We start from the raw sequence: 20,498 nt of genomic DNA, 5'->3' as shown, positions 1-20,498 counted from the left end.
AAAACGTTAAGGTTTATTAAGATAATGCGCGCGGGCGGGGGTGCTCACTTTGGGGAGCACCCCCGCCCGCGGTTTACTGTTTGCAATCAGTCTAGTTTGTGCGGCGACGTCGAAGTGCTACCGCCAAACCTGCTGCCACAAATCCTAGCCCTAGTAGTGCAATCATTCCTGCTTGCGAACCAGTGCTAGCGGTTTGCTGATTTGACCTTCCCGGAGTTTTCTGCCCGGATGCCGCAGGCTTACCGGCGTTATCTTTACCGGGTTTAGCCTCACCAGTTCCGGGTTTAGGTTTATCAACGCCAGGTTTACCGGGTTTATCCGTACCGGGTTTGTCCCCTGGCTGCTGCGGATTGCCCCCCGGTTCCTGCGGATTTACTACCGGAGGCTGCTGGTTAGCTTTAAACACGTGGGTGAAAGGAGCAGCTACCCCTGCCTCATATCCCTCACAGGTGGAAGCCACGCTTACTTGCACCGTCACGTCCTTGTCCGAATCGGCAACCGTTACCTTGCCAGCTTTAGCGACTTTTGCCTCTTGATCGTCTACTTTCACCGAATATTCCAGGCAAGCAGGGGCATCAGGAACGGTATAGGAACGGTCATTATCATCGAACGTTACCGCAGGAGCGGTCAGTTTCTTTTTAACGACCGTCATCGTAACCATAGTGGTCTCCCGTTTCCCGTCGCCACTGTCAGCAACTAGCTGAACTTGTTGCGCGCCCAACTGTAAAGAGTTGGGATGCGGATATCCCCAGGAGTATTCCACTGCGTCCTGCGGCTTTACTACTTTGCTTTTTGCCTCAGGTACCGCGTCAGAATACTCAACGGTAAAATCTGTGCCACTAAGCTGTGGTTTTTCCGCAGCTGGAGCATTCGGATCGTAAACTGGCTGCCCAGCAGGGTTATAGTCAGTCTCCACATATTTGATTACTGGGCTGATGTGAACCGAGTTCGCCTTGAGACTACCCTCATTGTGGGATACTACCCGCAAATAATCGCCAGCTTTCAAAGCAATCTGTTCATTGAAAACAAAGTCGCCTTTCTGCCTGGAAATTTTCAAATCCACGCTCTTGAGCACTTTGTCATTGAGTATCAGGGACACAGTTACCGTGGCATTTGGGTCATGATTATTTTGACGCAGATACGGTTCATCGTCCTTAATCTTGAAAGTTACTTTTCCGCTAGCAGGAGCCTTAAAAGCCATCGCAGTATCGGGAGTTTCACTGGAGAGTAGACCGTGAATATCTCCGCGCTGATCTGGAGCTTTCAAAGCGCCCTGGTTGTGATCCAGACCAGGACCGTAATACTGGTTATACGCCCAGTTATGCCAACCGTCATTATCATAGGTGGTCATATTTGCCCAGGTGTTACCCTGTTTAATCTGTGCAAACCAATATGGTCCTTGCACGCCCATCCATTTATTATTTCCAGCCGGAGTCTCCCGATAGTCTCGCACCCAGTCAAAATCGGAAACTACCTTGACAGTATATTCACTGGCTTGCGCGCCCTCTCCGATAATGACTTTCGCGCCCTCGGTAATCGGATCATCCATACCTAGCTGAGTGTTACCAGACATAACTTTGGCTTTAACCCCTGCTGGCAACCCTAGTTGGGCGAGGAAATTCTTTACCAACGGAGCTTTATTATTGCCTGCCGCGGCAATAGCCACGGTTATCGTCTTCGCTTTATTATCAATTTGATAGGGCGAAGCAGCCGGATTCGGGGCCGGTACCGGTATTTCCGCTGCTCCGATGGTCGGCAGCCCAGAGATAGCCGTCCCAAAGAAGTCGTGTTCTACCGTATAACCATTCGCGTCAGTAATGGTTTTACCGTTCCCGATAGCGGCAGACCCCGCTACCGGCTTGAATCCATCAAAAACGGTGGTGGCAGTAGAACCATCATGGATACGAGCCTGGTGATTACTCGCCATCTCAACCGCAGCTGGGTTCTTTAGAAGCGCGGTACCTTTAGCTACTACCTGCTTATTGGCATCTTGAGGGGTAGTTGCAAAGTTGTAATACAGGTTATGGTCATAAATCTGGTTTCCAGGCTTCCAGTTCTCTTGAACTTTATTAACCCCATCAGGTTTATAGAAGATATTGTTTTCTATTCTGGTGGGAGCATGACCACGGGTAATAATGCTGGATCCTTCACCCATAATGAAGGTGTTGTTGTAGACGTGAGCATCTTTCTGATCGGGGATATCTAAAGCTCCCCGGACATCACTGTGGGCTATGTTGTAGCGGAACGTGTTATGCAAAGAACCATTATTACAGAACATAATGGTAGCGCCAGTATTGGCATAGGAATAGTTATATTGATAAACAGTGCCATCCCCAAAGTCGGCATCCCAGGGCTGACCATCGCCATTACCGGTAAAAGCGTGACGGGTGTTGAAGGCCTCATTGTATTGGAAGATGGCATTCTTGCAGCGCCAAGGCCAGATGCCCGCGGCTACCCGCCCCCAGCCAGAACCGGCTGGGCCATTAACGTTATGGGGATGTAGGTAATCCGTGGTATTCATGTGACGCGCCGCCCCATCGGAAACGTTATATTCAATTAAGGGACGGTCACAATACATGGTGGTGATGGAATCGCCACCTGCATCCTTAATATAGTTGCCACGAATGACCACTTTACTAGAACCGTATTTAGCGATTATTTCATCAGAGATAGGTCCGTTTTGCGGACGGTCAATAATGTTTTGGTAAGCGGTATAGCCAGCCGCAATCCCCCAGCGGCTAACGGTTTCGACCCGGTTATTTAGAATCTGTAAATCATCGAAGCGAGCAATTTTATCTGCTTCGGTGGCGGGCTTACCACTTTCTGGGTAATGAGCCATAAAATAGATGCCCCCATTAGCCAGGTGCTTATCGTAGATATTGCCGTCAATATCGTGGATATACATATCAGCCACCACAATATGGCGCATCGGGCCATTCTCGGCAATCCCGGCTACCCCGGTACGTTCCAAAGCTAAACCGTCATTGTAGGCTTTAGGGTCAGCCGCCGGATTCATTTCCCGGTCATTTGTTACTTCCAACCCAGAGATTTCCAAATAATTAACGTCCTTAAGTAAAACCGCACTGGAAATCTCTGCCTTATTGCGGTGAGATTCAATTCGGGCGTGGTAATCCTGATTCCAGCGTCCCGCACCATTGGTGTTAATCACCGGACGAGCACTACCGTCCCCATAAGGTTTGATTTGAATCGGGGCATCTTTAGAGCCGCTAGAACCGGTCTTTACGTGTATTGCTTGACCATTCCAGGTGTCACCACGTTGAAGCAAGACCTTATCACCCGGCCCCAACTTTATTTCATTTATTTTTGCCAAAGATTTGAATGGTTTATCCTGGCTGGTACCGGAATTTTGATCGTTTCCAGCACTGCTAGACACGTAATAGCTGGTGCCTTTTAGCTTATCCATATTAGCCCCCCCATCTGCTGCAAAGGCGCTAGCGGAACTAAGAACCAGACCCGCCGTTAACGCCATGGAAGAACCAAGGATAGTTGCTCGCCGTAGAGCTTTCAACATTACCTTCCCCTTTTTGCTTTATTGTTATTTTCTATTCACTTTTTCAAACTATGGTTATTGCTAAAATCGTTACTTAAACTCTTTTTCAATCAAATTAGCTGCTCTTTCAATCGAAAAATCTTGCACTACCAGTTTTTCTACCCGCTCAGTAATCAGCTTGGATAGTTTTTCTTCGCGAAGTGCTTTAACAGCTTGCGGGCGCACTTGTTCAAAACCAGCTTTTCGCCCTTGCTCATCCGTCCACTGCCTGGAAGCATAAAAGCTACGCAACTCGTCCTCTGAAAACTCCATACCAGGATTCTTGGGATTGATGACATATTGCTGAGTCAAGGACGAAATCCGATAACTAACAAAAGTAGCCAGGTCATAGCTTTGCAAACCATAGACCGGCTGCCCGGAGTCAATCTTTTGCTTATTTTCCTGATTAGTTCGCTCCAGGTCGCGCTGCAATCCCGTAAAAGACGCATCCTTAATCAAACCAGCTTCTTGGAAAAGAGAAAATGCTGCCTGCCAGCTTTTTAGCTGCGCTAAAGCGGAAGTTGCCGCTTCCTGGCTGGGAATATGTCCCTGATAGCTCCGAGACCAAAAGTCCTCGTCCTCAAGGCGAGCGCCATATTTACTAACGCAGTCCCCCTGTACCTGTTGCTTCACCGCCCGAGCAGCCTGAAGATACTCGGCGTTACTAACCGGGTCACCGGAGAGATTAAATATAGTTGCGTCCCCGGTGGAGGAGCTAGTTTTTGCAAAGGACGAGTGCATATATTTCCAAATTCCGATGCCGATTCCTAACGCCGCTACCAGTGCCGTAACCGCTGCTATTACCCATTTACGTGCCGAAAACTTTGCGGGCTGTAGCGGCTGTCTCATCTTAGCGCAGTTCTTCATAGGGAAACCTAAAGACTGAAATACCGAATGGGAAATAGAGGACGTTGGGCGAAATCCGAAATAGTTCGCCCTCGTCTGCTGAGTGGTAGGAACAAGGCAGGATACAGAATGAGACCTCTTCTTTGAAGTAGAAACGATAACTAGCTTGACTCTATAAAAGAAAACCCACACATTCAAGATTGAGAATTATTCCTTAAGTAAAGAATCAGGTAATCCCCAAAACCAAAATATTAAAATATTACAACCTATTGCTGCTGGTAAAACTACTTTATTATTGTTAATCTAAATTTTATGAGCGCAAAGAAGCACCCCATTTTAAAACCAGTAATCAGTATCTTGTTTGCCCTAACCCTAGCAATTGGGGCAGGCCTAGCCACCCCCTTAAGTGCCTATGCGGCAGAGCCTCGTTTAGTAGACACCAAGGACACTCCGCAGGCGAAAATAGAGCTATACCTAGTATCCGGAAATCCTAAAGTAGCCGGTCAAACAGTTGAATACCGGGTAAAACTAACCAATAAAACCGCCAAAGCTGCCTCCTTTGAGTCAGTGAACTACAACTTGGCAAATGCGGATGGTTGCAAATGGCGCAACGCTGCCTCCAATCAAGTGCAGGAATGTTATATAGCGGGAATCGCGAAAAAACTAACCCACGTAGTTACCCCAGCTGAGGCTACGGCAGGCGGATTTGTCCCCTACGTTACTTTCCGGATGTATTCCGAGGTGGAATATAGCGGTGAAAAAACCAGCCTGGGCGGAATCAACGAGGATAAAATTCCGACCACCCTTACCGTTACCAACCCGAAACCAGCCGGTCAAAAATGGACGTTAGGCGAACGTATCAAATTCAAAGCCACTTTGATTAACCACACTGGCAAAGCGCGGGCACTGTCCGCTAAAAGCTCCAACCTCACCAATTGGGAAGGCTGCAAATGGTCAAATATGCCAGTTAATCAAAAAATGGAGTGCCCTGCCCCCTACCATGTAGTCACGGAAGCTGACGTTAAAGCCGGTAAATTCACCCCTGAAATAGTTTGGCAGCATTACCCTAATGCCGGATACACGGGGACAGCCACCTATTATGCAACCACCGAAGCCGAGGCGCTGCCGGTTGCCAACAACTATCTAAAGTTGGAAAAGTTTGAGCTGGCTGACGAGTCACAAAAAGCCCACTACCAGGTGGGGGAGGTTCTGAAATTCGCGGTAGAAGTTAGCGCGAACGGAGACGATGCTTTGAAAGTAGCACCCGTAACCGACCCCGCCCTAACTAACCTGACTGACAGCACTACCAGCAGCTGCGCTCTTGAAAGTCTGGCAGTCGGAACAGTTCACCGCTGCCAGCTGACCTACACCATCACTGAAGCTGATTTAACCCGCGGCGAAGTGGAAGCCAAGTTAGCTATTGACGGAAAAATCGGGCAGCAACTACTTAATCGCGTAACTGCCACAACTTTTGTATATACCCAAAAGCAATATCCGCAGGCAGACGCGAACACTAAAGCTAAAGACGCGGATCCGGCAGCGGAAGCTAAAATCAGTGAAATACACACTGTAGCTACCAGTTCAAACCAGGCGAATATCCGTATTCCGGCAATCGCCGTTGCCCCGAATGGAGATTTATTAGCCTCTTACGATTACCGCCCGAAGAACGGCAGCATGAATGGAGGAGACTCCCCGAACGAAAACTCGATTATGCAGCGCCGTTCTACCGATAATGGCAAGACTTGGCAGCCAGAAACAGTTGTAGCCCGCGGAATCGTGGGCAGCAACATTGCCGGTCCCAGAGGCTACTCCGACCCGTCGTACGTAGTAGACCATGAAAGTGGCACTATTTTTAACTTCCACGTATACAGCCAGGTATCGGGAGTATTCGCCAAGAATCCCGCCTATAATTTCACTCAAGACGGCAAAATTGATGAAAATAACGAACACGCAATGAACCTAGGTCTGTCTGTATCTACCGACAATGGTCACTCTTGGACGCAGCGAGTAATCACTGACCAGGTATTAGGGGAAAAGGCGAAGGAATTGCAATCTTGCTTTGCTACCTCCGGTGCCGGTACCCAAAAAATGACTGCACCTAACAAAGGACGGCTGCTACAGCAGATGGCCTGCGTCCCGAAGAGCGGAGGGATTGTTGCCTACACGATTTATTCGGATGACCATGGTAAAACCTGGAAATCTGGTAACCCCACCCCAGCAGTAGTTGCGGGTAAAAAGTTTGACGAGAACAAAGTTACTGAACTAAGCGATGGGAGCCTAATCCTGATTTCGCGCTCCCAAGCCGGTGGAGGTCGCCTCATCTGTACCTCTACCGATTCCGGGGAAAACTGGAAAGATTGCCACGTTAGCAAGGATTTAGCTGATGAAGCCAACAATGCGCAAGCGATTCGAGCTTTCCCAAATGCGAAATCCGGCACTTTACGTTCTAAGGTGCTACTGTTTTCGGGAACCGATAATGGGCGTAAGAACGGATATGTTTGGACTTCGTTTGATAATGGGAAAACCTGGCCGGTAAAGAAACAGTTCAAGACTGGCGGCACCGGCTATACCACTATGACCGTGCAGAAAGATGGCAACATCGGGTTATTGATGGAACCCAATGGGGGTGGATGGCAAGACATTTCCCACCTCAGTTTTAATCTGCGCTGGTTAGAGGATGATTTCCGCACCGAGCTTAAAGGGAAAGATACCGCTGCTAGCGGGCAGATTGGCAAAGAAATCACCCCGATTTCGCTGGGTACTTTATTTGAACGAAACGACCCGGAGCTAGCAGACACTTTTGAGGTAACTGGGCTGCCCGAGGGGCTGGTATTCGATAAAGAAACCGGTCAGATTAGTGGCACTCCCGTTGGAAAACTTGCGGCAGACAAAGATTACGAAGTAACCGTTAGCCTCAAGGAGGCCGAAGACGGCACGGGATACCCCAGAGTGGCGCAGGCTAAGCTCGCCCTCAAGATTTCCCCGCGAGATGCCGCCACCCCGGCACCTACCCCGCAGATTAGTCCGATAGCCGACCAAACCGTAACCGCGGACTCGATGATTACTCCTATTAAGTTAGAGGTTAAAGACGGGGCTATTGGAGCAGTTACCGGACTGCCAGAGGGCGTTAGCTTTGACCCCGCTACTGCAACCATCTCCGGGACTCCCCAGAAAGCGGGCGTTTATAAAGTCACGATAACGGCTGTGAACGTAGATGGGCAGGAAAAAGCTACAGCTACCTTTACCATCACCGTTCAGGAATCAAAGCCGACCCCCGGAGGCGATCCGGATCCCGGTACGAATCCAGGAACTACCCCTGATCCGGGTGCTTCCCCCGGTGATTCCGCCCAAAAGCCAGGGCAAAGCGGCAAAGACAATAAGAACCTGAAGCCCCAAGCGAGGGGCAAAGCGGCAAACCAGAAAGCTCAAGCCGCTAACCCGCAGCAGAAGGGACTAGCGAGGACGGGCGCAAATATGGGAGCCGAATTGTTGGCTGTCTCGCTATTGATGTCCGGGCTGGGTATCGCCACGCTTCAGCGCAGGAGGCACGGATAGAATCCGGTAACTAAGTAACGGTTTTGTCCGGTGATGGATTGGTTTCCATCACCGGACAAAATAATTCTAGGCAGTTCGGCTGCAGATTATAGGGATAATGCCCAAACGGGCATTATCGCAGATTTTACTCCGCTATTAACCCTCCAGGTTCAAACCAAGTATGAGGTAAGGTGGCGGGAATATGGGCATTAGCCCCACAGTGAACAGTCTAAACTGTATGCAATCTAAAACGGCTGGTAGAAAAGCTTTACACTTTTCTACCAGCCGTTATTTTGTTCTATGGTTATATTCTGCTCTACAGCGACTTAATGTCTTTGAAGCAGGTATCGGCGAGAAGTTATCCCTATCCCTGCTGCTAGCAGCAAAGCGCCAAGAACAGCGGTAGTACCCAAGGCACCCGTTTGCGCTATCGGAGTAGTAACCCGCGTCTGCGTCCTCACGACCTGCTTAGCGGAAGGATTAGCAGCCGGCTTACCTTTGCCCGGGATTACCTGACCCGGTTTTTCAACGCCAGGTTTGCCAGGTTTATCGCCCGTGTCGGGTTTAGTCGGATTGTCTGGTTTTGTCGGATTGTCGGGCTGCGGGGGGCAGGGCTCGGCGGTTAAATCTAACTCCCACTTCACCACAGCACCATCTTTAAGCTTGAAATCAGCAGCATTCTTCAACACTGCCTCAACCACAGCCTTATCCCCCTCAACCTTCGAGCTATACTCAAACACCTCAGAATCAGGCAACTTCACACTACCCGCAACACCACACTTAAGCCGCTCCACCACCGGAGCCGGCGGAACAACCTCAAGACGCAAATCATACTCATGCTCATACGGACCATTATTATCCACCAACTCAATCGGAACATTCGGATCCTTAGGAGTACCCGGAACCGCAGTAATCGAAATCTTCCCATGCTTATCCGGATAATCATGAGTCCCAGGAGTAACCTCTTTCCCATCAATCATCCACTTCACACCAGGAATATTCGGAACCGTAAAAGTACCAGTCCCATCATCAAAACTAGGCGAAACCACCTTAACCTTCTGAGAACCGTAGAAAGTGAAGGTCCACTCTCGATAGCCGCAGTAGCTATTGTCAATGGAATACCAGTCAGAATACTTTGCTGAAGTAGGCGGATCATTATTTAAATTGCAGTAGTCTTTGACATGGGCACGCACTTTCACAGTGGCTTTCCCATCAACATATTTAGTAACGTCAGATACTTTATTTGTACCCGAAACCTGGTCTTGATAGGTGACTTTACCATCGTCGGAGACCAGGTAATACTTTAACCGGTTGTCATCGGGAATCTGGAAAGTATCATTAGTTTCGCCAACGTTATCGGCAGCAGTGGGCTTTTCAGGCTCAATATTCCCATACCAAAATGCCTTATTTTCTTCCCCAGTATCCTTATATAGCCGTATGCGGTTCAAATCAGATACATATTTTACCGGCGACCCATCTTTATGGACGTAGTTATTTTGAACCCCTCCTTGATAAGCATAGCCAGGACGAGGTTTCGCACCCCAGTATTTTATCTCGGCAGTCTTACCATCGGTATATTTCAGCACTTCATTCACATAATTGAAGTATTTTTTAACCTCAATTTCTGCATATCCTTTCCCCGCATAGGTAATATCCTTACAGGTCGTGCCGGCAGCAGCTACATCTACGCATTTGCCATCAACCCAGAGAACGTTTACAGATTTGTCTTCCTTTACCAGCTCGTCTGCCCTTGCTTTTGCGTCTGTGAGACTTCCTGCTCCCGTCGGATATAGGCAGATTAAATCTCCCTTGTTGTGACGGCAAGTATCGTTACCAGGCTTGGGATCTTCTCCCTCGTCATATTGAGCTTCAAAACTCATTACTTCAGCATCGGAAAGCAACTCGCCACCTGGAACCTCAAAAGTATAAGCGGCTTTATCAGCGGGAATCTCGCAAGCTCCGTCCGTACGTTTCAAAACCAGCTTCACGGTTGCCGGCCAGCCGTCCTTTGTTTTATCTAATGAATCTTCCGGAGGTAAAAACTTCGGCATACTGTATGCAGAAAGTTTAATCTCCTGCAAATCTGTCCAGGTGTCAGTGCCTGGTTTTAGATAGCTGACATAGGGGGTGAAAGCTAGCGGTCCCGAGGCTGCTCCGCCTTCGCGTAGCAACGAATACTGCACCATCAAACGAGCTTTTTTATCTTTTCCCAGGTAATCAATTACGGCATTATCTTTCCAACTATCAGTGGTCACCCCAGGGGTTACTTTCCATTTCGGAGATTGTTCCTCGGTACATTCAGGGAGCTTTTGAGGAGCCCGTGCAGGGGCAGGAACAACAGTAGTCTCCCCTTGCTTGGGCTGGGTTTCCACTTCAGGCTGCTGAGGAGAACTGGATTCAGCCACAGTATTTGACTGCGAGGAGGCAGATTCAACCGTAGATTTTGGCTGGGGTGCCGGAACTTCTTGCTTAGCTAGCTCTGATTGGGAGCTAGTAGCTGTATCGTCATTTACAGCTTCGTCAGCATTCGCATCAGCAGCCCCTACCATAGCTCCACTAAAAGTGACTGCTAAAGAAACTGCCGCAGCGAGCCCAAACCGAAGAGAGGGTCTAAACCCCTGAACCTTTTGCTTCATGTTTTCACCTGAACTTTTTATGTATCCAACGGGGTGACATTAAAAGTCCATTATAGGCTATTTTTCCACGTAAACCAGATTTTGTGAGCAAAGAGTTATTTTCTACGTACAACGATTAAGAGAAATCCACTTACCCCCTGTGGTTCATTTTCGCCCTCCCCAGACAAAACCACCCTCCCAATACCGCCAAATCGTCCCATATCGACCACAATTCCCATCTCGGGAGGGCGCAACTGTATCGGGAGGGCGAAAACGTCACCCTAGGGCGCGGCAAAGCGCAAATATAGGGGCGGTTTTATGTCTAAGGCTAGATAGTCAAGTATCAAAAGACGCGATTACTGTTAAACGTGAGGGCTAGGTTTTTCCTCATGTAAGCCCGAGGGTAGGTTTTTCATGATCAGCCTCTACAGCGGGTCTGGCTCGGTAAAAGCACTCCGGGGACCCCGTGACCGGCTTTGCCGGTCAAGCCCCTCTCGTATCTTTTACCGGCCGCGACCCTTGTTATTTTAGGCATACCCAAACCCTTAATCGTAAGGACAACGGCGTTATACTACCTGATCACGCTACATTATGAGCTCTGGTAGAACTTGTCCCCCGGGCAACAAGCTACCGAAACAGTTACTGTACATGCGGATACCTACCGACATTTTTGGCGTAAAACGTGTTTTCGTAAGAAAACCAAGGGACGCTCCGACCGAAACATTGACCATGGTGCCAGTGGGCTGAATTATTCCTCTAGTGCGCAAGCCACCGATTTCCGGAAAACAATGACGGGACTAAAAAGTAAAAATATCCCGCAGCAGATATGCCTAGGCAGCAGCACTTTTACAAGTACGCCTGGGGGAGAAGTTTTATGCGAGCAGGCTAGGTGGGCGTAAAAATCTAAAAAGCCATAGGGCTTTTTAGAGTTTTTGGGCAGGAGGAAAAACCTAGCTCCCGCGTTTGCTGAGCGCGTGGGGGCGGATTTATGCCGAGGGGTAGGCTTCGGGCACTAAATCCGTGAAAATGCCAGAGCATTTTCCGGATTTCGGGGCGCGAGGCAAAATCCGCCCGCACGCGCGGAACTAGGCTTTCCTGAACCGAACGCTGAGGAAGGAACTATTTAAATTCCAGATGTTTGCCGGCGAAATCGGTGCGGATGCGCGCTACCTGCTGCTCGGCGGATTCTAGCTGCTGGACGACTTGCGCGGGCGCAGTTCCTCCCCGACCGGCGCGGGACCGCACTGAACCGGCAGGGCTGAGAACTTCTCGTACTTCAGGGGTTAATAGCGGATCAATAGCGGCGAATTGTTCGTCACTCAAATCCGCGAGCTCTATCCCGTTTTCTTCACATTCGCGCACGCAGGCTCCGGATACTTCATGCGCTTGCCTGAACGGCATTCCTCGCGCCACTAGCCACTCGGCAATATCGGTGGCGAGCGAGAACCCTTGAGGCGCGAGTTCTTCTAGGCGAGTGTAGTCAATCTTCATAGTGGCTATCATGCCGCTGACTGCTGGAAGTAATACCTCTAAAGTATCAACCTGGTCAAAGACTGGTTCTTTATCTTCTTGCAGGTCACGCGCATAGGCAAAAGGTAGACCTTTGAGCACCGCGAGCAGAGCGGTTAAATCCCCTATCATGCGACCGGCTTTGCCACGCGCCAATTCTGCCACGTCCGGATTCTTCTTTTGCGGCATGATTGATGAACCGGTAGAGAACGCATCATCTAAGGTGACATACCCAAACTCTTTGGTATTCCAGATAACGATTTCTTCTGCGATTGAGGAGATATCAACCCCGGTCATGGCACAGATAAACGCAAACTCGGCAACCACATCGCGGGTGGCGGTTCCGTCGATGGAGTTTTCTACTACCCGCTCAAATGCCAGGTCTTCCCCCACTTGCACTGGGTCTAACCCCAGGGTGTTGCCCGCGAGCGCTCCGGAACCGTAGGGGCTGGCGGCGGCGCGCCGGTCCCAATCCTCAAAACGCTGAATGTCTCGCAATAGCGGCCAGACGTGGGCGAGTAACTGGTGGGCTAGCAATACCGGCTGGGCGTGCTGCATATGGGTACGCCCAGGCATCACGGTATCTCCGGCGGCTTTCGCTTGGCTTACAAGAGCCTCGACTACCTCGATGATGCGCTCGGAGAGGGCGCGTGCCTGGTTTCGCAGGTACATGCGAATCAGGGTAGCGATCTGGTCGTTGCGGCTGCGTCCAGCGCGCAGTTTCCCCCCTAAATGCTCGCCAGCCTCCTCTAATAGTCCTCTCTCTAAGGCCGTGTGCACGTCCTCGTCAGCTGGGTCGGGAGTGAAGGCACCGCTTTTAACTTTTTCTTCCAGCCGCCCTAAAGCCGCCAGCATTTGCGATAGTTCCTCGCTGTCTAGCAGACCGGCTCCTGCGAGCGCTCGGGCATGAGCGCGCGAACCGGCTAAATCGTAGAGCGCCAGGCGCCAATCGAAATGGGTGGATACTGAAAGTGCCGCCAAAGCCTGGGAAGGGCCGCCCGAAAAGCGTCCTCCCCAAAGCGATACCTGTTCGCTCATAGTTATTTCTTGCTTTCTTTTTGTTCCCGCGCGGCTGCTAACTGGGTTGATAGCCCATAGATTCCGATAAATCCGCGCGAGAGGGACTGGTCAAAGCTGTCTCCTGAATCGTAGGTCGCCAGGTTGAAGTCATACAAGCCGACCGCAGAGCGCCGCCCATCAACTACTGCCCGCCCGCCGTGCAGAATCATCCGGATATCGCCGGTAACATATTTTTGGGTGTTTTCTACGAAGGCATCTAACGAGCCTTTGAGTGGCGAATACCATTGCCCCTCATAAACTAGCTCTGACCAGCGTTGTTCTACTTGCCGTTTGAAGCGTCCTTGTTCGCGTTCTAGGGTCAGGTTTTCCAGGTTTTGGTGGGCGATAATCAGCGCCACTGCGCCGGGAGCCTCATAGATTTCCCGCGATTTAATCCCTACCAGGCGGTCTTCCACCATATCTAGGCGACCTACCCCTTGGGCTCCTGCCCGGCGGTTCATTTCCTGAATGATTTCCAGGGGAGACATTTTTTGCCCGTCTAAAGCTACCGGCACGCCCTCTTCAAAACTAATAACTACCTGGTCAGGAACGGGAGGATAGGCCGGGTCATCGGTGTAAACATATACGTCTTTAGTGGGCGAGTTCCATAAGTCTTCTAGATATCCGGTTTCTACCGCGCGCCCCCACACGTTCTGGTCGATAGAGAAGGGGTTATGTTTGGTGGTTTCAATCGGGAGTTCGTGTTCTTCCGCATATTTAATCGCCACGTCCCGGGTAAGAGCCAAATCCCGCACCGGGGAGATGCATTTAATCTCCGGGTTTTGGCTGGTGAGCGACACCTCAAAGCGCACTTGGTCGTTCCCTTTTCCGGTGCAGCCGTGAGCTACGGTATCGGCACCAAAGTCTTTCGCTACTTTTACCAGGTGTTTACAGATTAGCGGCCGAGAAAGTGCCGATACCAAGGGGTATTGATCCATATACAGACCGTTGGCTTTGATTGCCGGTAGGCAATATTCTTCGGCGAACTCATCTTTCGCGTCAGCCACATAGGCATCGACTGCCCCGCAGTCCAGCGCGCGCTGGCGGATTACTTCTAGGTCTTCCCCGCCTTGTCCTACGTCTACGGCGCAAGCGATTACTTCTTTGCCGGTTTGTTCTTCAATCCAGCCGATGGCTACCGAAGTGTCTAGCCCGCCCGAATAGGCTAGGACTACCCGTTCTTTACTCATAGTTGTTCTCCTTTTCCTAGGTCTTTTTCTATCTGTTTTAATGTATTTTTCAAAGCGGGAATCAGGGTTAGCGCTTCGGATAACTCAATAATTAGGGGTGGAGCTAGGCGAATAATGTTCGCTGCCGGGGCATTTACGATAAACCCGGCTTTAAATAGCTTTTTTGCCAGATTCGGGGCAATATTTTTTTCGAGGATGAGGCCGCGCAGCAGCCCCTGTCCCCGGGTCGCTTTGATCCCCGGGATTTGGGCATCTTCAATCGCCTGCATCCAGGCGTCCCCAACTTTAGCGGCATGAGACGGCAAATCCAGCTCCTCCATCAGGTTGATGGTGCGCGCTACTACCGCACTTACCAGCGGGTTTCCTCCGAAGGTAGTACCGTGACTTCCTGGTTTGAGGGCGGTGGCGGCGCGTTCGTTCATAGCTACACATGCCCCGACCGGCACTCCCGCACCTAGGCCTTTAGCTAAAGTCACCACGTCCGGAACTATTTCTTTCCCATCATGGCAGATTCCCTGGTGAGCGAGCCATTTTCCGCACCGCGCCATCCCGGTTTGAACTTCGTCAAAAACCAGCAATGCTCCAGCGCGATCTGCCAGCCCGCGCGCGGCTGCTAAAAATTCGGGCGCTAGGGGGATTACTCCGGCTTCTCCTTGCAGGGGTTCTAGAAAAATCGCGGATACGCCCTCGGGGTCTACTGCCTCAATTCCCGCTACCGTGGCTGCTACAAACTCGGTAGGCCCCACGAAGGGAGCAAAGGGTTCGCGGTAGGGAGCTTTATAGGTCAGTGAAAGCGACCCCAGGGTGCGACCATGGAATGCGCCTTTTAGCGCAATCGCTCGCCCTCCCGGCCGGGCGGCTAAGGCCATTTTCAAAGCGGCTTCATTGGCTTCGGTGCCTGAGTTTACGAATAGCACTCGCGCCTGGGAGGTGATTTCTGCCTGTACCTCGCTACCCCACCCTGCGGCGCAGATTCTTTTGACTGCTTGCGCGGCCTCTACCTGCTGAGGGGTAGTGAAAAAGTTAGAGACATGAGTAAAGCGGCTGGCTTGCTCCCCGATAGTCTTCACTATTTCCGGATGGGCATATCCGAGAGCGTTTACCGCGATTCCGCCCAGCAAATCTAGGTATTCTTTACCGTCTGTATCCCACACCCGGATGCCTTGGCCGTGGGTAAAACACGCCTGCGGCTGCCCGAAAACTCCTAAAAGGTTTTCTTGGTAGGCGCTGATCCATTCAGAGTTAGTCATGGCTATCTCCCATCACCATAGTTCCAAATCCGGTATCGGTGAAGATTTCTAGCAGCATCGAGTGCGGCACCCTCCCATCAATAATGGTGGCGCGGGGTACTCCCTGCTCACAGGCTTGGATACAGGCTTGCACTTTGGGGCGCATTCCCGCTTCCAAGGTAGGCAGCATTTCGGCGGCTTCGCTTGCCCGAAGCTGCGAAATCCGACTATCTGGGTCTGGCCAGTTGCGATAGAGTCCTTTCACATCGGTGAGGACGATTAGTTTCTTAGCCCCGATGGCGCCCGCGACTGCCGCGGCCGCCAAATCTGCGTTGATATTTAATACCTGCGTAGGGTTGTCTTGGTTTACCGCAATGGAGGAAACCACCGGGATACGCCCCGATTGCAGCAAATCTTCTATCGGCCCGGGATCTACCGCGGTTACTTTACCCACTAGCCCCAGGTCGACGGGTTTTCCATCTACTGTCGCTCCTTGTTTTTGGGCACGTAAAAACGCTCCGTCCTCCCCGGAAATCCCGATTGCCGCAATGGAGGATTCGTTGAGTAACGAAACCAGTTCGCGCTGCACTGTCCCGGTCAGGATCATGCGCACGACTTTTATTACTTCTGGGCTGGTGACCCGCAGACCGGAAACAAAGGGGGCTTCAATCCCCAGGGTTTTCAGCATGGAGTTGATTTGCGGGCCGCCCCCATGCACCACAACCGGTTCAATCCCCCATTCATGCAGGAAACTTACGTCCTGGGCGAAAGCGGCTTTTAGCTCTTCAGATATCATGGCGTTTCCGCCGTATTTAATCACGATCCGTGAGCCGGAGTATTCGCGCAGCCACGGCAAGGTTTCTAGCAGTACTCCGGCTTTGTCCCAGGCTGATAAATTTTTTGTGCTCATGAGGAATAGTCCGCGTTGATGTGAATATATTCGTGGGTAAGGTCGTTGGTCAGTACGCTGGCCTGGGCGTTTCCGGCTCCTAGGCGTACCTCTAGATGCACGTCACGGCTTTCAAAGGGAACATCCTCGCGGTTTCCCCAAGCGGCGCCGTTTTTACAAACTTGCACCCCGTTGAACAGTACCGATACCGCGCTCGGTTCGTAGGGGCAAACGCTTTCGGGTACGGTTCCCAGTTCGGACACGATTCTTCCCCAGTTGGGGTCACACCCGGCGATTGCGGTTTTTACCAGGTTTGAGCGAGAAATGGTTTTCGCCGCGATTAACGCTCCGGCTTCACTTTCGGCCTCGGTGACTGCTATTTCTACCGTATGCTGCGCACCTTCCGCATCATCAGCGAGTTTACGCGCTAACTGGGCGCAAGTTTGAGTGAGCGCGTCGGTAAATCCGCTGGGAACCGTTCCACTTTCCCCGGAGGCCAGCAAAAGTACAGTGTCGTTGGTGGACATACAGCCATCAGAATCTAGGCGGTTAAAGGTTTTCGCGCAGGCAACTTCCAGCGCCTTTTGGGCAGTTTCGGCATCGAGGAGGGCGTCAGTGGTGATTACACAAAGCATCGTGGCTAGGGCGGGAGCAAGCATTCCTGCCCCTTTCGCCATTCCTCCGATTTGATAGCCTTCCGCCTGCAAATGAACGGTTTTAGGTTCGTTATCGGTGGTGAGAATCGCCCAGGAAGCATCTGCGCCGCCCTCTTCAGATAGGCTCGCGGCAGCACTTTCAATCCCGGAGAGCATTTTGTCCATCGGCAGAGGTGTCCCAATCATTCCGGTGGAGCACACTAATACCTCTCGCGGATCTATTTGTAGAGCATCCCCGACTGCCTTGGCGCTGGCGACCGTATCTTTAAGACCGTTTTCCCCGGTGCAGGCGTTGGCGCTGCCAGAGTTCAGCACTACGGCGCGCATACCGGTAGCCCCTTTACTGAGAACTGCCCGCGAGTAGAGTACAGGGGCGGCGGCGAAACGGTTGGAGGTGAATACCCCAGCGGCTACCGGGTTTTCCCCGGTGTTGAGGACGAGGGCTAGGTCTTTGCGTCCTTTGCGGCGCATTCCGGAGGCGATTCCGCAGGCTTTGAATCCGGGTACGCTGGTTACGCCTTGGAGGCTTTTGTCTTTTTTCACGGGGCAACTCCAATCTGGTTGATGCCGGTATATTCGTCTAGTCCGAGGGCGAGGTTGGCTGATTGCACGGCGGCTTGCGCGGTTCCTTTTCCTAGGTTATCCAGGGCGCTGAGGGCGATTATTTTTCCGGACCGCTTATCTAGCGCCACCTGTACCTGCACGTTTGCACTGCCGGTCACTGCTTGGGTTTGTGGCCAAATACCGGGGTCAAGTACCTGTATAAGGTTTTCTTCCCGATAAAAATCCTGGTAGAGGGCGTGTAACTGCTCGGTGGTAGTTTTTTGAGTCGCAGCGGCAGTTACGGTTGCCAGGATTCCCCGCGACATGGGTACTAACACTGGAGTGAGGGTGATTTTATAGTCCTCGGGGTTGTTTCCGCTGCTAACTGCGAAGTTTTGCGCGATTTCGGGAATATGGCGATGGGTTCCGCCTACCGCATAGGGCTGGGCATTGCCGAGGGCTGCGGTGGCTAATAGGTGCGGTTTTAGGGATTTTCCGGCGCCGGAATATCCCACCGCTAAAGTGGCGACAATATCGTTTGGGTCAATCAATCCGGCAGCTACCAGAGGTTGAAAAGCCAAGGTAACAGCAGTTACGTTACATCCGGGAACCGCGATCTGCTGGGTAGTCGCCAGCTGTTCGCGCTGTGAAGGCCCGCAAGCACGCTGAAGTTCGGGCATTCCATAGGTCCAGGCCTGGCAATATTCGCCGCCATAGTAACTATCCCAGGCGGCTTTAGAGGTGAGCCGATGGTCGGCTCCGCAATCTACCAACAGGCTTTCTACCCCGGCAGCGCGCAGTTGCGCTGCTATTTTCCCGGATTGTCCATGTGGCAATGCTAGGAAAATCGCGGCGCTTTCTTTTAGCGCCACCGGGTCTACTGCTTTTAATTCTTGCTTGGCTAATTGGGGAACTTGGGGATGAAACTCCCCTAGCTTTTTTCCTGCCGAGGAGGACGCGCATAGCTGCTCAATTTGAAAGCGCGGATGGGCAGCTAGCAGACGCAGAATTTCTCCGCCGGCAAAGCCACTGGCACCGATAATTGAAACTTTCATAGTGCATATTTATATCAACCATTGAATATATATGCATAATTGGGAGAGGTTGATGTGAGTTAAGATACTCACCGCCACTAAGAGAATGCCTCTCCGGCAAACCCGGCGACAAAATAGCTAGACACCTACAGTTTGTCCCCATAAATGCGCGGAAACTTTGAGGCAGAAAAAGCAAAAATCCGCGCCCTGTCGCAAAGCTCAACCAGCTAATCGACAGGGCGCTAAGAAAACCAAGCGCCAAACTATAGCTATTTCTTGATTTCTTTAACCATCTGCCTCGCCCAGTCGCGAATCATTTGCTCGTCACGGAAATCGCCCTCAACCGCTCCCCCAAGACGCGCAACGGTACGCTCGCGCAAAGAAAGCTGCGAGGGATCTAGCCTGCCCGGGAAAGTCACGTAACCTTTAGGTTCAATATTCAAAAGCACCGGCCCAACCCGGGAAGGATCTTGCACTTTATCGTGCGGAACCCCAGATAGCCCCACCGAGAAAGCCCAAATGGGAATATGGCGCAACTGCGACGAAAAACGCCGACAAAAATCCGTAGCTTCATCCATCCATCTAGTCAGATACACCGCTGAACCAATAACCACTGCCCCATAGACATCTAGACTGTAGACCTCTTCCGGATTCTTAAGCTCTACCTCCAAACCGGCATTTTCTAATTCCTCGGCAATAGTTTTGCCAATCTCGCGCGCAGTTCCATGTTTGGACGCAACCGTTACTAAAACCTTCATAGCTCTAGTATGACCATTTTTCTAAAACTTGTCCTGAAAAGACCGAAAAATCTAGTTTTCTCTTAGACTGGAGAACGTGTCACCGATCGGTTCTTCCTCTCGCAGAGCGCCAAAGCTCACCGATCTAACCGTGGTATCCAAATACACCCTCGACCCAGTGGTGCTCTGCCGCGCGACCGGAATACATCGAATCTCTGAACTGGGCAGAGGAAGCACCCGAGACGTATCCGAACTGTTCGCCCTCCCCAGCCAAGACTTTCATAGCTTTCTATGCAGCAATGAGGGCGGAAAATTCTTAGCTCAGCTGCGTCAAGATTTACAGCGCCCCCTATGCGTCTGGTTAGGGGCGGGCAGTAGCGAAGAAGCCGAACGCCTCTCCCGCTTACTAGGAACTAGCCGAATAATTGACGGCGCCACTTACCCGGAAGGCTTGGAATACCGTAAACGTTTAGTCAGCTCATCTGAAACGCCAACCCAGGCGGAAAATAACAAAAAACGCCCTTGGATACTAGATCCGCGCAACCTGATGGGTGCAATCATTGATCAGTGGGAAGATTTAAGCGAAAACGCCAGGCAGAGGGTGCGGCAAGCACTGCTCGGAATAGATGCAACCCACCTTTCTCCCGAGATTTCCGGTGCCTTAACAGCTTGCGGAATAAAACAAACACATCGTTCCCGACTGATTAAATGGTTCACCAACCCGAAAGTTCTGGCATATCTGCTGGTAGTTACCTATTCTAGTTTACGAGTATTGCCAGTAAGCCTCGTAAAAGAGTTCCACGGCTCCCTGTTGGTTCTGTGGACGATGGATATTACCACCGCCATCCCTTACGCCTGGGGGGTGCTGGCTATGTTTACCGCTAAACGCCAGTGGGTGCGCATTGTTGGCACTTTTACCACCGCAGTCACTTTCGCCGCCCCGTACGTGTATTTTGCTATGACCGGTCGAGACTATCCAACCTATGTAATAGTGGTGGTCATCTTATTTATTATTTCCGGTTTCCTAGTAGAGGGCACAAAATACCTGCGGGAACGCTACCTCCTTAACTTCTTGATAAAGGCGCGCTAAGCTGCGGCGCTGCATAC

12 protein-coding genes are annotated in these 20,498 nt (G+C 51.3%); 2 read left to right on the top strand and 10 right to left on the bottom strand.

Annotated features, from left to right (window positions below):
• Positions 1–91 precede the first annotated feature (91 nt).
• Positions 92–3,532 carry a right-handed parallel beta-helix repeat-containing protein gene (locus tag PG728_RS08545; protein ID WP_270627060.1) on the bottom strand — a complete coding sequence of 1,147 codons (3,441 nt, stop codon included), beginning with the start codon at positions 3,530–3,532 and terminating at the stop codon, positions 92–94.
• Positions 3,533–3,601: 69 nt separating this feature from the next.
• Positions 3,602–4,399, bottom strand: coding sequence for a hypothetical protein (locus PG728_RS08540; protein ID WP_270627059.1), 798 nt, complete (start codon positions 4,397–4,399; stop codon positions 3,602–3,604).
• Between the two features lie 309 nt (positions 4,400–4,708).
• On the opposite strand from PG728_RS08540, the gene PG728_RS08535 reads away from it, so the two are divergent.
• Positions 4,709–7,951 (top strand): exo-alpha-sialidase, encoded by a 3,243-nt coding sequence (locus tag PG728_RS08535; protein ID WP_270627058.1) that lies wholly within the window; start codon positions 4,709–4,711, stop codon positions 7,949–7,951.
• Positions 7,952–8,256: 305 nt separating this feature from the next.
• Here the strand turns inward: PG728_RS08535 and PG728_RS08530 are convergent, their stop codons facing one another.
• The 8 genes from PG728_RS08530 to PG728_RS08495 form a co-directional block, all read right to left on the bottom strand.
• Positions 8,257–10,566, bottom strand: a complete 2,310-nt coding sequence (locus PG728_RS08530; protein WP_270627057.1) for a hypothetical protein — start codon at positions 10,564–10,566, stop codon at positions 8,257–8,259.
• 1,098 nt (positions 10,567–11,664) lie between these two features.
• Positions 11,665–13,092: an argininosuccinate lyase gene (gene argH / locus PG728_RS08525; RefSeq protein ID WP_270627056.1), complete on the bottom strand. Its 1,428-nt coding sequence runs from the start codon at positions 13,090–13,092 to the stop codon at positions 11,665–11,667.
• Positions 13,093–13,094: 2 nt separating this feature from the next.
• Positions 13,095–14,303 carry an argininosuccinate synthase gene (locus PG728_RS08520; RefSeq protein WP_270627055.1) on the bottom strand — a complete coding sequence of 403 codons (1,209 nt, stop codon included), beginning with the start codon at positions 14,301–14,303 and terminating at the stop codon, positions 13,095–13,097.
• A complete protein-coding gene (locus PG728_RS08515; RefSeq protein ID WP_270627053.1) occupies positions 14,300–15,553 on the bottom strand; it encodes an aspartate aminotransferase family protein in 1,254 nt (417 codons plus the stop codon). Before PG728_RS08515 ends, PG728_RS08520 begins: the two co-directional genes overlap by 4 nt.
• Positions 15,546–16,442 (bottom strand): acetylglutamate kinase, encoded by an 897-nt coding sequence (gene argB / locus PG728_RS08510; RefSeq protein ID WP_270627051.1) that lies wholly within the window; start codon positions 16,440–16,442, stop codon positions 15,546–15,548. The genes PG728_RS08515 and argB overlap by 8 nt, the downstream gene beginning before the upstream one ends.
• Complete coding sequence (gene argJ, locus PG728_RS08505) at positions 16,439–17,620, bottom strand: bifunctional glutamate N-acetyltransferase/amino-acid acetyltransferase ArgJ (RefSeq protein WP_270627049.1); 1,182 nt, start codon at positions 17,618–17,620, stop codon at positions 16,439–16,441. The genes argB and argJ overlap by 4 nt, the downstream gene beginning before the upstream one ends.
• Positions 17,617–18,675, bottom strand: a complete 1,059-nt coding sequence (gene argC, locus PG728_RS08500) for an N-acetyl-gamma-glutamyl-phosphate reductase (RefSeq protein WP_270627047.1) — start codon at positions 18,673–18,675, stop codon at positions 17,617–17,619. Before argC ends, argJ begins: the two co-directional genes overlap by 4 nt.
• A gap of 248 nt (positions 18,676–18,923) precedes the next feature.
• Positions 18,924–19,412 carry a flavodoxin domain-containing protein gene (locus tag PG728_RS08495; protein ID WP_072510178.1) on the bottom strand — a complete coding sequence of 163 codons (489 nt, stop codon included), beginning with the start codon at positions 19,410–19,412 and terminating at the stop codon, positions 18,924–18,926.
• A gap of 76 nt (positions 19,413–19,488) precedes the next feature.
• Here PG728_RS08495 and PG728_RS08490 point away from each other — a divergent pair, with 76 nt between their 5' ends.
• Positions 19,489–20,481 carry a hypothetical protein gene (locus tag PG728_RS08490; protein ID WP_270627046.1) on the top strand — a complete coding sequence of 331 codons (993 nt, stop codon included), beginning with the start codon at positions 19,489–19,491 and terminating at the stop codon, positions 20,479–20,481.
• Positions 20,482–20,498: the final 17 nt, after the last annotated feature.

It is taken from the genome of Varibaculum timonense (genome assembly GCF_027694345.1).
GTDB classification, from domain to species: domain Bacteria; phylum Actinomycetota; class Actinomycetes; order Actinomycetales; family Actinomycetaceae; genus Varibaculum; species Varibaculum timonense_A.
This window is presented reverse-complemented; position numbering and strand designations above follow the sequence as displayed.

Coding starts and splice junctions, on each gene's coding strand:
- PG728_RS08535 (WP_270627058.1), top strand. CDS start 4,709: ATGAGCGCAAAGAAGCACCCCATTTTAAAACCAGTAATCAGTATCTTG.
- PG728_RS08540 (WP_270627059.1), bottom strand. CDS start 4,399: ATGAGACAGCCGCTACAGCCCGCAAAGTTTTCGGCACGTAAATGGGTA.
- PG728_RS08545 (WP_270627060.1), bottom strand. CDS start 3,532: ATGTTGAAAGCTCTACGGCGAGCAACTATCCTTGGTTCTTCCATGGCG.
- argB (WP_270627051.1), bottom strand. CDS start 16,442: ATGAGCACAAAAAATTTATCAGCCTGGGACAAAGCCGGAGTACTGCTA.
- PG728_RS08520 (WP_270627055.1), bottom strand. CDS start 14,303: ATGAGTAAAGAACGGGTAGTCCTAGCCTATTCGGGCGGGCTAGACACT.
- PG728_RS08515 (WP_270627053.1), bottom strand. CDS start 15,553: ATGACTAACTCTGAATGGATCAGCGCCTACCAAGAAAACCTTTTAGGA.
- PG728_RS08495 (WP_072510178.1), bottom strand. CDS start 19,412: ATGAAGGTTTTAGTAACGGTTGCGTCCAAACATGGAACTGCGCGCGAG.
- PG728_RS08530 (WP_270627057.1), bottom strand. CDS start 10,566: ATGAAGCAAAAGGTTCAGGGGTTTAGACCCTCTCTTCGGTTTGGGCTC.
- argC (WP_270627047.1), bottom strand. CDS start 18,675: ATGAAAGTTTCAATTATCGGTGCCAGTGGCTTTGCCGGCGGAGAAATT.
- argH (WP_270627056.1), bottom strand. CDS start 13,092: ATGAGCGAACAGGTATCGCTTTGGGGAGGACGCTTTTCGGGCGGCCCT.